11 protein-coding genes and 1 tRNA gene are annotated in these 13,949 nt (G+C 70.2%); 1 reads left to right on the top strand and 11 read right to left on the bottom strand.

What is annotated here, in order from left to right:
* Nucleotides 1-4: 4 nt before the first annotated feature.
* From OHB09_RS07925 to OHB09_RS07910, 4 genes are all read right to left on the bottom strand, one after another.
* Complete coding sequence (locus OHB09_RS07925) at nt 5-1,420, bottom strand: lysine N(6)-hydroxylase/L-ornithine N(5)-oxygenase family protein (protein ID WP_006143506.1); 1,416 nt, start codon at nt 1,418-1,420, stop codon at nt 5-7.
* Entirely contained in the window at nt 1,417-2,772 is a 1,356-nt protein-coding gene (locus tag OHB09_RS07920) for a pyridoxal phosphate-dependent decarboxylase family protein (protein ID WP_234528257.1), read from the bottom strand. Before OHB09_RS07920 ends, OHB09_RS07925 begins: the two co-directional genes overlap by 4 nt.
* 77 nt (nt 2,773-2,849) lie before the next feature.
* Entirely contained in the window at nt 2,850-3,626 is a 777-nt protein-coding gene (locus tag OHB09_RS07915; protein WP_006143504.1) for a hypothetical protein, read from the bottom strand.
* A 105-nt stretch (nt 3,627-3,731) separates the two neighbouring features.
* Nucleotides 3,732-3,804: transfer RNA gene (locus OHB09_RS07910), tRNA-Leu, on the bottom strand.
* Between the two features lie 101 nt (nt 3,805-3,905).
* Between OHB09_RS07910 and OHB09_RS07905 the strand changes: the two genes are divergently transcribed.
* On the top strand, nt 3,906-4,562 hold the full coding sequence (locus tag OHB09_RS07905) for an ANTAR domain-containing response regulator (protein ID WP_093595754.1): 657 nt from the start codon (nt 3,906-3,908) through the stop codon (nt 4,560-4,562).
* 160 nt (nt 4,563-4,722) lie between these two features.
* Here OHB09_RS07905 and OHB09_RS07900 read toward each other — a convergent pair whose 3' ends face one another.
* From OHB09_RS07900 to OHB09_RS07870, 7 genes are all read right to left on the bottom strand, one after another.
* Nucleotides 4,723-5,439, bottom strand: coding sequence for an ABC transporter ATP-binding protein (locus OHB09_RS07900; protein ID WP_006143502.1), 717 nt, complete (start codon nt 5,437-5,439; stop codon nt 4,723-4,725).
* Nucleotides 5,436-6,377, bottom strand: coding sequence for an ABC transporter ATP-binding protein (locus OHB09_RS07895; protein WP_093596030.1), 942 nt, complete (start codon nt 6,375-6,377; stop codon nt 5,436-5,438). Before OHB09_RS07895 ends, OHB09_RS07900 begins: the two co-directional genes overlap by 4 nt.
* Before the next feature lie 5 nt (nt 6,378-6,382).
* Entirely contained in the window at nt 6,383-8,191 is a 1,809-nt protein-coding gene (locus OHB09_RS07890; RefSeq protein WP_093595751.1) for a branched-chain amino acid ABC transporter permease, read from the bottom strand.
* A gap of 4 nt (nt 8,192-8,195) precedes the next feature.
* The gene (locus tag OHB09_RS07885; protein WP_006143498.1) at nt 8,196-9,125 is read right to left on the bottom strand and encodes a branched-chain amino acid ABC transporter permease; all 930 of its coding nucleotides are present in this window, start codon (nt 9,123-9,125) and stop codon (nt 8,196-8,198) included.
* Nucleotides 9,126-9,250: 125 nt separating this feature from the next.
* Nucleotides 9,251-10,474: a branched-chain amino acid ABC transporter substrate-binding protein gene (locus OHB09_RS07880; protein ID WP_006143497.1), complete on the bottom strand. Its 1,224-nt coding sequence runs from the start codon at nt 10,472-10,474 to the stop codon at nt 9,251-9,253.
* A gap of 593 nt (nt 10,475-11,067) precedes the next feature.
* A complete protein-coding gene (locus OHB09_RS07875; RefSeq protein ID WP_006143496.1) occupies nt 11,068-11,556 on the bottom strand; it encodes a PaaI family thioesterase in 489 nt (162 codons plus the stop codon).
* 88 nt (nt 11,557-11,644) lie between these two features.
* On the bottom strand, nt 11,645-13,924 hold the full coding sequence (locus OHB09_RS07870; protein ID WP_319350996.1) for an FdhF/YdeP family oxidoreductase: 2,280 nt from the start codon (nt 13,922-13,924) through the stop codon (nt 11,645-11,647).
* Between the last annotated feature and the right edge of the window lie 25 nt (nt 13,925-13,949).

Genomic DNA, 13,949 nt, shown 5'->3' with positions numbered 1-13,949 from the left:
ACACTCACACCCCGTCCACGAGAGGCGTCAACGCCACCGCGGCCGCGCCCCGCGTGGACGGGACCCCCGGCACCACACGCTCCCGCAGCCCGAACGACGTGAACGCCGTCCGCCGCGGCAAGGGATACGGCTCCCCACCCGTCACCCCGTTCAGGATCGTGGCACTGCGCCACGCCGTCATCCCCAGATCCGGCGCACCCACCCCGTGCGCGTGCGCCTCCCCGTTCTGCACGTACACCGCACACCCCGTCGCCGCGACCTCCCGCGCCAGCACCATGCGATACCCCGCGTCGACACGCGGACGCCCCGCCGCATCACGGCACACGTACGGATCCAGCGACCTCAGCAGCGAACCCACCGGACGCTCACGGAACCCCGTCGCCAGCACCACCGCGTCCGTCGCCAGACACGTCCGCACCCCCTGCTCCACATGCTCCAGATGCAACTCCACCCGCGAACCCGACAGCCACCCCGCCGTCCGCACCCGCACCCCCGGAGTCAGCACCACGTCCGGCCAGCCCCCCGCCACCGCCCGCCGGTACAACTCCTCCTGCACCGCCGCGATCGTCCCCGCGTCGATCCCCTTGTGCAAACGCCACTGCGAGGGCAGCAGCCGGTCCCGCACCGACTCCTCCAACCCGTGGAAATACCCCGCGTAATCCGGCGTGAAATGCTCCAGCCCCAGCTTCGAATACTCCATCGGCGCGAACGCCTCCGTCCGCGCCACCCAGTGCAACCGCTCCCGCCCCACCGGACGGTGCCGCAGCAGATCCAGGAACACCTCCGCCCCCGACTGCCCCGCACCCACCACCGTCACATGACGCGCCGCCAACATCCGCTCACGATGCTCCAGATAATCCGCCGCATGACACACCGCCACCTCCGGCGCACCCACCAAAGGCCGCAACGGCTCCGGCACATACGGCTCCGTCCCCACCCCCAGCACCACATTCCGGGTACGCACCCGGCCCAGCGCCTCCACCCCGCCCCCCGCGTCCACCTGACCGAAATCCACCTCGAACAACTCCGCACGCGGATTCCACCGCACCGCATCCACCTGATGCCCGAAACGCAAGGACGGCAGCCGCTCCGCCACCCAACGGCAATACCCCTCGTACTCCGCCCGCAGAATGTGCGGCCGCTCCGAGAAATAGAACGGGAACAACCGCTCCCGCGCACGCAGATGATTCAGGAACGACCACCGGCTCGTCGGATCCGCCAAGGACACCAGATCCGCCAGGAACGGCACCTGCAGGCGCGCCCCCTCGATCAGCAGACCCGGATGCCACTCGAACCCCCGCCGCTGCTCGAAGAAGACCGCGTCCAACCCGGCCAGCGGCTGCGCGAGAGCCGCCAACGACAGATTGGCCGGCCCGATGCCGACACCGACGAGATCACGGACAGACGCGGACGCCATCATCGGAGTTGTCCTTCCACCAGGCGCAGCAGACCCGCCCACTCACCGTCGCGGACCCGCGGATTGAGAAGAGTGACCTTGAACCACAACCGGCCGCCGAGACGCGCCCGCCCCAGCACCGCCCGCCCCTCCACCAACAACCGCCGCCGCACCTCGGCAACGATGTCGTCCCCCACCCCCACGGGACGGAACACCACCGTGCTGATCACCGGCCGGCCGAACAACTCGAACCCGGGATGCGCCGCGACCAGCCCGGCGAACTCCCGCGCCCCCGCACACACCCGGTCCACCAGCGCCCCCAGCCCCGCACGCCCCAGCACACGCAGCGTCACCGCCACCTTGAACACATCCGGACGCCGCGTCGTCCGCAGCGACCGCCCCAGCAGATCCGGCAACCCCGCCTCCACGTCGTCCGCCGCGCTCAGATAATCGGCACGCTGACCCAACACCGCCAGATCACCGGCCTCCCGCACCGCGAACAACCCCGCCGCCGCCGGCTGCCAGCCCAGCTTGTGCAGATCCAGCGCCACACTGTCCGCGGCCTCCAACCCCGCCAGCAGACCCCGGTACCGGCCACTGAACAACAGCCCGCCCCCGTACGCGGCGTCCACATGCAGCCGCGCCCCGAACCGGGCGCACGCCGCCGCCACCTCCGGCAGCGGATCGATCAACCCTGCGTCCGTCGTCCCCGCCGTCGCCGCGACCAGCGCGGGACCCGCTACTTCCGACAGCGCCCCCTCCAGCACCGAGGCCCCCAGCACCCCGCCGGGCGCCGGCACCACCAGCGGCTCCGGAAGCCCGAACAACCACGCCGCCCTCGACAGCGAATGGTGCGCGTTCTCCCCGCACACCAGCCGCACCCCCGGCCCGCACGCCTCCCGCGCCAGCAGCACCGCGAGCTGATTCGCCTCCGTACCCCCCGACGTCACCAACGCCTCCGCCATCCCCGCCTCCCGCGCCAGCGCCCGCGTCACCACGCCCTCCAGAGCCGAGGCGGACGGCGCCTGGTCCCAGGAGTCCAGCGAGGGGTTCAGCACGCTCACGGCCAGATCCGCCGCGACGGCCACCGCCAGCGGCGGACAGTGCAGATGCGCCGCGCACCACGGGTCCGCCGGATCGGCCGCCCCCGCCGCCAGCACCCGCACCAGCTCGCCCAGCGCCCCCGGGTCACCCTCCTCCGGCAGCACCTCACCGAGCGCCCGCGCCACCCGGGCCGCCACCACCGCCGGCCCACCGGCGGGCAGGGGACCACCACGCTCCCGGCGGCCCTCCTGAAGCGCACCGAGCACACTCTCGACCAACGGCCGCACCGCGTCCGCGCCACACGGACCGGAAGCCAGGGCTGACCCGCACATACGACACCCTCCGGGCACACGGCGCGGGAAGCCGCGCCCCGCACCCCCAACGACACCGCGCGGGGTGAGGCAACGGGTCAATACTTGGGACCGACGTGGACGTCCATGAGGGCGACGGAGGCTCTACGGGCGACGGAGATGTTGAACGGGTTCCCCTCGCGCGTGCAGAGGGTCCACGCGACACCGAGCTTGTCCAGGGTGTCCGTGAAGAGCTGCCGGATGTCGCCGGAGACGTTCGTGAAGAAGTACCGCGGATACTCGTACCGCTTGCGCTCACCGCCGACGAGGCGAGTCGTCCAATTCGTGATCCGGCAGCCGTCGGAGTGAATCAGGCCGCGGATGAACTCCCAAGGGTGGGCGTCGACGAGTTCCTGTTGCCAGGGCGCGAGTGCGATGGCGCGCTCGTGCTTCTTCCCAGGCCCATGCTGTGGGAAGAGGCAGGGCCAGTGCTTGCTGTAGCAGGTGACGTTCTGACACCCCTGACGTTGGACGCGAAACACCTTGTTGGCCGGACGGACGAGCTGCATGGCTTCGACGCAGGCGTCGATCAGGCCCGGCCAGGCGTCGGCGCAGGTGACGCGGAGGAAGTAGACACCCCTGCGTGCGTAGCTGATGCAACCGTCGCCCAGGTACAGGCCGAGCAGGTATGCGTAGGCGGCGGGCTGCTCGGGCTTCTCCGGTACGTCGGCGCACCGGGGACACGGGCGGGCGCGGGTGCGGTTCAAGGGCTCGAGCCGTGTTTGCCATGCGCGGATGGCCGCACGGGAGATTCCGGTCTGTGTGCTGACCGAATTCAGACTGCGGCCCTGGGCGAGCAGATCAAGGGTTCGCTTGCGTGTGCTGAGGTCGTACATGCGGCCACACTGCGATGCTGTTCCGGACGACACGCAGCAAAAAGCGGAGGTTCACGAGAACGTGAAACTCCGCTGGAAATCGTGACCTTCGAAATGCAGGAGAAGTGCCCCGGGTGGGATTCGAACCCACGCTGTCGGTGGTTTGAGCACCGTGCCTCTACCGCTGGGCTACCGGGGCTTCCTTCAAAAAGAAGGTCGGCGGACACCCGCCGTGCCAACACCCTACCGCAGCTGGGTACGCTCTTGTCAGTAGTACCCCGCCCCGAACGAGGAGCCCCCGTGACCGCGCCCGAGTCGCCCCAGTCCGCCGACGCAGCCGATGAGGACACGTCGCACGTGCCTCCGTCGACGACGCGTGTTGTCATCGCCGAGGACGAGGCGCTCATCCGGCTCGACCTCAAGGAGATGCTGGAGGAGGAGGGCTACAGCGTCGTCGGTGAGGCCGGGGACGGGGAGCGGGCCGTGGAGCTGGCCCGGGAGCACCGGCCGGATCTCGTGATCCTCGACGTGAAGATGCCGAAGCTGGACGGCATCTCGGCGGCGGAGCGGATCGCCGAGGAGCGCATCGCCCCGGTGCTGATGCTCACCGCGTTCTCGCAGCGCGACCTGGTGGAGCGGGCGCGCGACGCGGGGGCGATGGCGTACCTGGTGAAGCCGTTCAGCAAGAGTGATGTCGTCCCGGCCATCGAGATGGCCGTCTCGCGGTTCACGGAGCTGAAGGAGCTGGAGAAGGAGGTCGCGGACCTCTCGCAGCGGCTGGAGACGCGCAAGCTGGTGGACCGGGCGAAGTCGGTGCTGCAGACGGAGTACGGCCTGACGGAGCCGGCCGCGTTCCGGTGGATCCAGAAGACGTCGATGGACCGGCGGATGTCGATGCAGCAGGTCGCGGAGGCCGTGATCCAGGACGCGGAGGAGAAGAAGGCGGCGAAGGGCTGAGCCCTTGTGCCCTGGTCGCGGAGGCCGCCGCCGGGCGAGTGGCCTGTGGGCCGCCCACCGCGGTCTCGGCTGATCCGCGCTGACCCCCGCGCACACGCCACGAGGCCCGCGCCCCCTGCCCAGGGGTGCGCGGGCCTCGTCGTGTCGCGGTGGGCCGGCCTCAGTCCTCGCCGAGGTAGGCCTTGCGGACCGATTCGTCGTGGAGGAGGTCCTGTCCGCTGCCGGAGAGGACGATGTTGCCGATCTCCATGACGTGACCCTGGTCGGCGAGGGAGAGCGCCGCCTGGGCGTTCTGCTCGACGAGGAGGATCGTGGTGCCCTGGGCCTTCAGCTCCGCGATGGTCGCCATGATCTTCTGCATCATGATCGGCGAGAGTCCCATGGAGGGCTCGTCGAGCATGAGGAGCTTCGGCTGGGACATCAGGGCGCGTCCCATGGCGAGCATCTGCTGCTCGCCGCCGGAGAGGGTGCCGGCGGCCTGCTTCCGTCGTTCGCCCAGGATGGGGAAGAGGTCGTAGGCGCGCTGGATGTCCTTCTCGATGCCGTCCTTGTCCTTGCGGAGGAAGGCGCCGAGCTGGAGGTTCTCCATGATGGAGAGCCGGGGGAAGATGTGCCGGCCCTCGGGGGAGTGGGCGAGCCCGAGGGAGACGATCTTGTGCGCGGGGACGCCGCTGAGCGGCTTGCCGTCGAACACGACCCGTCCGGAGCTGGGCTTGAGCAGGCCGGAGAGGGTGCGCAGGGTGGTCGTCTTGCCGGCGCCGTTGGTGCCGATGAGGGTGACGACCTGGCCGGCCTCGACGCTGAACGAGATGCCCTTGACGGCTTCGATCTTGCCGTAGGCGACCTTGAGGTCCTCGACCTCCAGGAGTGCGGTCACTGGGCTTCTCCCTTGGTGGTGCCGGCGCTCTTGTCGCCGTCGGTGCTCGGCGCCGTGCCGGTCTCGGCCGCGTCGGCCGGGGCCGCGTCGGTCACGGGGGCCGCGGCCCCCGCCGCGGCCGCGTCCGCCTCGGCGGCCTCGACCTCCGCCGCCTCGGCGTCCCCGGGGGCGCCCTCGAAGGGTTCGCCGAGGTAGGCGGCGACGACGCGCTCGTCGGCCTGGACGACCTCGGAGGTGCCTTCGATGAGTTTCTCGCCCTGGACGAGGACGGCGACGCGGTCGCACAGGTTGAAGATGAAGCGCATGTCGTGCTCGATGACGAGTACGGCGATGCCCTTGTCGCGGATGGCGAAGACGAGTTCCTCGGTGGCGCGGGTCTCCTGCGGGTTCATTCCGGCCGTGGGCTCGTCGAGGAGGAGCAGGCCGGGCTCGCTGGCGAGGGCGCGGGCGATCTCCAGCTTGCGCTGCTCGCCGTAGGGGAGGTTGCGGGCGAGGTGGTCGCGCTTGTGGGCGAGGCCGATGAACTCGAGGAGCTCCATGGCCCGTTCCTCGCTCGCCTTCTCGGCCTTGCGGAAGCCGGGTCCGCGCAGGAGGGCGGACCAGAGCCCTTCCTTGGTGCGGGTGTGGCGGCCGACGAGGACGTTCTCCAGAACGGTCATGTTGGCGAAGAGCCGGATGTTCTGGAAGGTCCGGGCGATGCCGGCCTTGGTGACGAGGTGGGGTTTGGGCGGGAGGACCTTGTCGTGGTAGCTGACGGTTCCCTCGGTGGGCACGTAGAGACCGGTGAGGCAGTTGAAGAAGGTGGTCTTTCCGGCGCCGTTGGGTCCGATCAGGCCGACGATCTCGCCGGTGTTGACGGTGAGGTCGACGGAGCGCACGGCGGTGAGGCCGCCGAAGCGCATGGTGACGTCGCGGGCCTGGAGTGCGGGTGTGGTCATGGTGGTCACGCCCCTGCCTTGGTGACGCCGAGGGTGGAGTCGGAAAGGCCTCGCTCGGGGACGTCGAGCTGGTCGATTTCGTGGAATTCGAGCTGGCGGCGCCGGTTGGCGATGACGCCCTCCGGGCGGAACCGCATCAGCAGGACGAGCGCGATGCCGAAGGCGAAGAGCTCGTAGTTCTGGAGGAAGCCGAGCTTCTCCGGGATGAGGTAGAGCAGGGAGGCGCCGAGGAGGGGGCCGCTGACGGTGCCCATGCCGCCGAGGACGACGGCGGCGAGCAGGAAGGCGCTGTTGGGCGGGGCGGCGCCGGCGAACTGGTAGGGCGCCGGGTTGACGCTGTAGGAGACGTGCGCGCCGACGGTGCCGGCGAGGCCGGCCAGCGAGGCGCCGAGGGCGAAGGCGACGAGCTTGACGCGGAAGCCGTTGATGCCCATGGCGGTCGCGGCGGTCTCGTCCTCGCGGACGGCGATCCAGGAGCGGCCGATGCGGCTGTCGGCGGCCCGGGTGAAGACCAGGACGACGATGGCCGTGACGATCAGCATCAGGAAGAAGTAGTTGGCGAACCGGCCGAGGGTGTGGCCGGCGACGTCGTGGCTGTCGCCGAGGTTGAACCCGAAGATCTCCAGGTCGGGGATGCGGCTGATGCCGTTGGGGCCGTTGGTGATGTTGGGTCCGGAGCTGCCGTCCATGTTGTTGACGGCGATGCGGAAGATCTCTCCGAAGCCGAGGGTGACGATGGCGAGGTAGTCGCCGCGCAGCCGGAGTGTCGGGGCGCCGATGAGGACGCCGAAGACGAGGGTGACGGCCATGCCGGTCAGGGCGGCGGCCCAGAAGGGGAACTCGGTGCCGGTGAAGCGGCTGTACTCACTGCCGGAGACCAGGGCCGCGGTGTAGGAGCCGACGCCGAGGAAGGCGACGTAGCCGAGGTCGAGGAGGCCGGTGAGGCCGACGACGATGTTGAGGCCGAGGGCGACGGTGCCGAAGGTGAGGATGTTGACGCCGAGGTTGGCGTTGTGGTCGTCGCTCTGGGTGAAGGGGAAGACCACCGCGGCGAGGAAGGCCAGGGCGACGGCGAAGCCCGTGTGGCGGCTGCTGATCGCGGTGTAGCGGGCGAGCAGTCCCGAGCGGTTGAGGGTGAGGGCGCCGAAGGCGACGAGCAGGACGAAGCCGATGAAGGTCTCGCTGTCGTCGCTGTCGATGCCGATGCCGTAGGTGAAGGCGACGAGGGCGAGGGCGGTGCCGAGGGTGATGACGAGCCGGCGCACCCAGGGGTTGTCCGGGACGCTGATGCGGCCCGGGTCGGTGGCGCTCAGGTAGGGGCGGATGCCGCCGGGGCCGGCCGGGACGGCGAGTGCGCCGATGAGGGCGAGGGCACTGGAGGCGGCCGCGATGTAGGCGCCGGGGTCGAGGTTGGCCAGGCCGCCGAGGTCGACGGCGATGGCGATGGCCGCGAACCAGCAGAGGGCGAACGCGGAGGCGGCGGCGTAGAAGACGGCCGAGGGGTTGGCGATCCGCTCGGCGTTCGGGAGCCTGAGGAGTCCGAGGCGGGCGGCGCCGAGGAGCAGGGCGAGTGCTCCGGCGACGATGGCGAGGATCTGCAGGCCGGCCGGGTAGCCGTACACGGTGAGGTCGCCGGGGAACTTGGCCGTCCAGGTCCAGGACATGAAGGCGGAGGCGATGGTGCCGACTCCGCCGAGGAGGACGAGGCCGAGGCCGGCGCCGGTGGGCAGGGGGACCAGCCCGCGGGGTGCGGGCGGGGCCGGGGTGGCGGCGGCTTCCGGAGTCGTCGGTTCGGGGGTGGTGGTGGAGGTCATGCGATCACGCCCTGTCCGCGACGCGTTCGCCTAGGAGGCCTTGTGGCCTGAACAGGAGGACGAGGATGAGGAGGACGAAGGCCCAGACGGAGGCCCAGCCCTGGCCGCCGAGCTGCTCCATGCCGGGGATGTCGGCGATGTAGGCGGTGGCCATGGCTTCGGCGACGCCGAGGACGAGGCCGCCGAGCATGGCGCCGTAGATGTTGCCGATGCCGCCGAGGACGGCGGCGGTGAATGCCTTGAGGCCGGCCTGGAAGCCCATGTCGTACTTGACGGAGCCGTATTTGAGGCCGTAGGCGACGCCGGCGACGGCGGCGAAGAGGCCGCCGATGGCGAAGGCGATCACGATGATGCGGTTGGTGTCGATGCCCATGAGCTGGGCGGTGTCCGGGTCCTGGGCGGTGGCCTGCATGGCGCGGCCGGTGCGGGAGAGGCGGACGAAGAAGGCCAGGGCGGTCATGCACAGGATGGCGGCGACGACGAGGAAGATGTCGCCGCTCTGGATGCGCACGGAGCCGATGTGGTACGGCCCGAAGGGGAGCTGCGGGAAGACGCGGTCGGTCTTGGCGTCGGGGTACCAGTTGAAGACGGCCTGCTGCAGGGCGAGCGAGAGACCGATGGCGGTGATGAGGGGGGCCAGTCGTGGTGCGCCGCGCAGCGGGCGGTAGGCGAAGCGTTCGGCTCCTACGGCGACGAGGACGGCGACGACGGCACCGCCGGCCAGCATCAGCGGCAGGGCGAGCCACATGCTGGTGTTGCCGGGGAGCCAGATGTAGACCGAGAGGGCGCCGAAGCCCCCGGTCATGAAGATCTCGCCGTGGGCGAAGTTGATGAGCTGGACGATGCCGTACACCATCGTGTAACCGATGGCTATCAGCCCGTACATCGAGCCGAGGAACAGCCCGTTGGCCAGCTGCTGCGGCAGTGTGTTCACCGCGCGGCCTCCGTGTGTGAAGTGAGGGAGTGGACCGGCCCGGTGGGTCGGCCGGACCTGGATAAGGGGGAGGGCCGCGCGGTGACGGGTGGTCTGCCGCGCGGCCCGGGGGTGGTGCGGTGGGGTCAGCCGGCGTCGTAGGTGCCGCTCTTGACGGCCTTCCACTTGCCGTCCTTGACCTGGTACACGGTCAGTTGCTTGTTCGTGGTGTCGCCGTACTCGTCGAAGGCGACCGGTCCGGCGATGCCCTCGAACTTGACCTTCTGGACCTGGTCCACGATCTGCTGGCGGGCGTCGTCGGGAACCTTGCCGTCCTTCACGACCTCACCGACGGCCTTGATGATGGCGGTGGCGGCGTCGTAGGAGTAGCCGCCGTAGGTGCCGTAGTCACCGGGGTACTTCTTGGCCTTGTAGGCCGCGATGAATTCCTTGGCGGCGGGGATGGTGTCGACGGGGACGCCGACGGAGGTGGAGAGGTCTCCCTCGGAGGTCTTGCCGGCGGTCTTGATGTAGGTGTCGGAGAACATGCCGTCGCCGCCGAAGAGCGGGATCTTGGCGCCGGCGTCCTTGAGCTGCTTGGTGAGGATCTGCGACTCGTCGTACTGGCCGCCGTAGTACAGCATGTCGGCGCCGGAGTTCTTGACCTTGGTGACGAGGGTGGAGAAGTCCTTGTCGCCGGTGTTGACGTGGTCGGTGCCGGCGATCTTGCCGCCCAGCTTCTTGAAGCTGGAGGTGAACAGCTTGGCGAGGCCGGCGCCGTAGGTCTGCTTGTCGTCGACGACGTAGACCTTCTTCTTCTTGAGCGTGTCGTGCGCGTACTGCGCGGCGAAGCCGCCCTGAAGGGCGTCGGTGGTCGCGGTGCGGAAGTACGACTTGTACGGCCGCGACTTCTTGGTCTGCCAGTCCTTGCCCTGGGTCAGCTCGGGGGCGGTGTTGGACGGCGAGATCTCGACCAGGTTGGCGGTGTCGAACACCTGCTGCATCTGGGTGGCGACGCCGGAGTTGAGGGGACCGACGACACCGAGGACGTCCTTGTTCGCGACGAGCGCGGTGGCGTTCTGCTGGCCGGTGGCGGGGATGGCCTTGTCGTCGAGTGCCTTCACCTTGAAGGTGACGCCGGGGACGGTCTTCTTCTTGTTGGCGTCGTCGACGGCGATCTGCACGCCGTACTGGATGCCCAGGCCGGTGGCGGAGTTCTGACCGGTCAGCGGGGCGTCGACACCGATGACGACGGTGGTGTTCTCCTTGTCGTCGCTGCCGCCCTTGTCGTCCCGGGAGCCGCAGGCGGTGAGGGTGAGTGCTCCCGCCGCCAGCGCGGCGGTGATGGCGATGAGCGAACGTGGGCGCACGATCGTAAGTCCTTTCACTGGCGCAGCTGTTTCCCCGTGGAAGCAGCCGAGTCGTACGGCGGCCGGTCTGGCTTTTCGGCTGCGCGGTGACTGGCGGTGACTCTAAGCGCGGGTGTGGAAGGCAGAGGAGGACTTGGCCAAGGCTGTGACGCTCTTGTTATGACACGAGGTAATGCAGAGCGGTACCGACTGGGGGGAACGATGGAATTCTGACCCATTCGTCCGGTCCGCATGCTGAGAACGCCCAGCACCGGGGCGATTTCGTTCAGGAGTCTCAGCGGTTTTGGTAATGACGGAAAACGTTGCCAGGGGTGACTGCTGGTGATTCCGGTGAGAGGGGTGCGCCGTGCCGCCCCGGTGGTGTTTGGGCGCGTATTGCCTGCATATTACGGAGGGTTACGATCAGGAAAGGCAATCCGGCATTCTCCGGCAGTGCGCGCATGTCGGCCCATACGCGGATTCGGGGGAGGCGGGGGCGCCGGCAGCGGTACCGGAAACGCGTCCGTGCCGGAGCGCGAGGGGGGCGCTCCGGCACGGAGGGGTGCTTTTCGGCCGTCGGCCGGCCCGTCGGCCGGTCCTTCGCCGGCTCTTCGTCAGGCCCGCGGTGAGACGTCCCGCACGGCGGTGGGGTCGGCCTCGCGGAGCATGCAGGTCAGCCGTGCGCTGCACACGCGCCGCCCGTCCTCGTCGCTGATCACGATCTCGTACGTGGCCGTGGAGCGGCCCCGGTGCAGGGGCGTCGCCACGCCCGTGACCAGGCCGGACCGGGCGCCGCGGTGGTGGGTGCAGTTGAGGTCGACGCCGACCGCGAGCTTCCCGCTGCCCCCGTGGAGCATCGCGCCGACCGAGCCGAGGGTCTCCGCCAGGACGGCGGAGGCGCCGCCGTGCAGCAGTCCGTACGGCTGGGTGTTGCCCTCGACGGGCATGGTGCCCACGACCCGCTCGGCCGAGGCCTCGACGATCCGCACGCCCATCCGCGTGCCCAGGTGTCCCGCGGAGAACAGCGCCTCCAGGTCGATCCCGAGCGCGGCGTACTCGTCGACGACCTCCTGCGGGAAGGTCACGTTCCGCTGTTCACCCATGGGCGCTGGCTCCGTTCATGTCGTCGTGGACGGATTCCGTCCGTGACCGGGCGCCGGCGTGTTGCCGCCGGCTTCGCTGAGCGAACGCTCAGTCGGTCGTCGATTGTTCCAGGCGGACCACGACGGACTTGCTGGCGGGGGTGTTGCTCGTGTCGGCGGTGGCGTCCAGCGGGACCAGCACATTGGTCTCCGGGTAGTACGCCGCCGCGCACCCCCGGGCGGTGGGGTAGTGCACGACGCGGAAGCCGGGCGCGCGCCGCTCCACGCCGTCCCGCCACTCGCTCACCAGGTCGACGTAGGAGCCGTCCGCGACACCCAGGGCGCGGGCGTCCTCGGCGTTGACGAGCACCACCCGGCGGCCGTCGCGGATGCCCCGGTAGCGGTCGTCCAGGCCGTAGATCGTGGTGTTGTACTGGTCGTGCGAGCGCAGCGTCTGCAGCAGCAGCCGGCCCTCCGGCAGCGCCGGGTACTCGACCGGGGCGGCGGTGAAGTTGGCCTTGCCGGTGGCGGTGGGGAAGCGCCGCTCGTCGCGCGGGGCGTGCGGGAGGGCGAAGCCGCCGGGGCGGGCCACCCGGGCGTTGAAGTCCTCGAAGCCGGGGACGACGCGGGCGATCCGGTCACGGACGGTGGCGTAGTCCCGCTCGAACTCCTCCCAGGGCACCCGGCTGTCCGCGCCGAGCACCCGCCGCGCCAGCCGGCACACGATGGCGGGCTCGGACAGCAGGTGGGGGCCGGCGGGCTTCAGACGGCCCCGGGAGGCGTGCACCATGCCCATGGAGTCCTCCACGGTCACGAACTGCTCCCCGCTCGCCTGCACGTCCCGCTCGGTGCGGCCGAGGGTGGGCAGGATCAGCGCCCGGGCGCCGGTGACCGCGTGGGAGCGGTTGAGTTTCGTCGACACGTGCACCGTGAGCCGGGCGCGGCGCATCGCGGCCTCGGTGACCTCCGTGTCGGGGGAGGCGGAGACGAAGTTGCCGCCCATCGCGAAGAACACCCTCGCCTCGCCGTCGCGCAGGGCCCGTATGGCCCGGACGACGTCGTAGCCGTGGGCGCGGGGCGGCGCGAAGCCGAACTCCTTCTCCAGCGCGTCCAGGAAGGCGGGGGCGGGCCGCTCGAAGATGCCCATGGTGCGGTCGCCCTGCACGTTGGAGTGGCCGCGCACCGGGCACACGCCCGCGCCGGGACGGCCGATGTTGCCGCGCAGCAGCAGGAAGTTGACGATCTCGCGGATCGTGGGCACCGCGTGCTTGTGCTGGGTCAGGCCCATCGCCCAGCACACGATGACGCGCTGGGAGTCGAGCACCATCCGCAGGGCGCGCTCGATGTCCTCGCGGGTCAGGCCGGTCGCGGTGAGGGTCTCCTCCCAGTCGGCGGCGCGGGCCGCCTCGGCGAACTCCTCGTAGCCGTGCGTGTGCGCGTCGACGAACTCCTCGTCGACCGCGCCCTCCGTCTCGAGGATCAGCTTGTTGAGGAGGCGGAACAGCGCCTGGTCGCCGCCGAGCCGGATCTGCAGGAACAGATCGGTGAGGGCGGCGCCCTTGAGCAGGCCCCGCGGGGTCTGGGGGTTCTTGAAGCGCTCCAGGCCCGCCTCGGGCAGTGGGTTGACGCTGATGATGCGCGCGCCGCCCGCCTTCGCCTTCTCCAGCGCGGTGAGCATCCGCGGGTGGTTGGTGCCCGGGTTCTGCCCGGCCACGATGATCAGGTCCGCCTTGTGCAGGTCCTCCAGCAGGACGCTGCCCTTGCCGACGCCGATCGTCTCCGTCAGGGCCGAACCGGAGGACTCGTGGCACATGTTGGAGCAGTCGGGCAGGTTGTTGGTGCCCAGCTCGCGGGCGAAGAGCTGGTAGAGGAACGCCGCCTCGTTGCTGGTGCGGCCCGAGGTGTAGAAGACCGCCTCGTCGGGGGAGGCGAGCGCGCGCAGTTCCTCGGCGACGATGTCGAAGGCGCGGTCCCAGCCGATCGGCTCGTAGTGGTCGGCGCCCTCGGGCAGGTACATGGGGTGGGTGAGCCGGCCCTGCTGGCCCAGCCAGTAACCGCTGCGGCCGGCGAGGTCGGAGACCGGGTGCGCGCGGAAGAACTCCGGGGTGACCCGGCGCAGGGTGGCCTCCTCCGCGACCGCCTTGGCGCCGTTCTCGCAGAACTCGGCGGTGTGCCGCTGCTCGCCCTCGGGCCAGGCGCAGCCGGGGCAGTCGAACCCGTCCTTCTGGTTGACGCGCAGCAGGGTCAGCGCGGTGCGCCGCACTCCCATCTGCTGCTGGGCCATGACGAGGCTGTGCCGGACGGCCGGGAGACCGGCCGCCACATGCTGGGCGCCGGCGACCCTGGGGGCGTCCTGCACCGGATCTGCCTTCGGCGGCTTCGTCGCCATCGCACGCTCTCCCTTGCGCCCTGGG

Source organism: Streptomyces griseoaurantiacus (assembly GCF_036189845.1).
In the GTDB taxonomy this organism is placed as follows: Bacteria; Actinomycetota; Actinomycetes; order Streptomycetales; family Streptomycetaceae; genus Streptomyces; species Streptomyces griseoaurantiacus.
Note: the sequence above shows the minus strand (reverse complement) of the source record. Positions and strands in the feature narration are given on the sequence as shown.

Bases quoted from the DNA above. Each gene is read 5' to 3' on its own strand.
- OHB09_RS07915 (WP_006143504.1), bottom strand. From the start codon at position 3,626: ATGTACGACCTCAGCACACGCAAGCGAACCCTTGATCTGCTCGCCCAG.
- OHB09_RS07890 (WP_093595751.1), bottom strand. From the start codon at position 8,191: ATGACCTCCACCACCACCCCCGAACCGACGACTCCGGAAGCCGCCGCC.
- OHB09_RS07895 (WP_093596030.1), bottom strand. From the start codon at position 6,377: ATGACCACACCCGCACTCCAGGCCCGCGACGTCACCATGCGCTTCGGC.
- OHB09_RS07870 (WP_319350996.1), bottom strand. From the start codon at position 13,924: ATGGCGACGAAGCCGCCGAAGGCAGATCCGGTGCAGGACGCCCCCAGG.
- OHB09_RS07925 (WP_006143506.1), bottom strand. From the start codon at position 1,420: ATGATGGCGTCCGCGTCTGTCCGTGATCTCGTCGGTGTCGGCATCGGG.
- OHB09_RS07920 (WP_234528257.1), bottom strand. From the start codon at position 2,772: ATGTGCGGGTCAGCCCTGGCTTCCGGTCCGTGTGGCGCGGACGCGGTG.
- OHB09_RS07875 (WP_006143496.1), bottom strand. From the start codon at position 11,556: ATGGGTGAACAGCGGAACGTGACCTTCCCGCAGGAGGTCGTCGACGAG.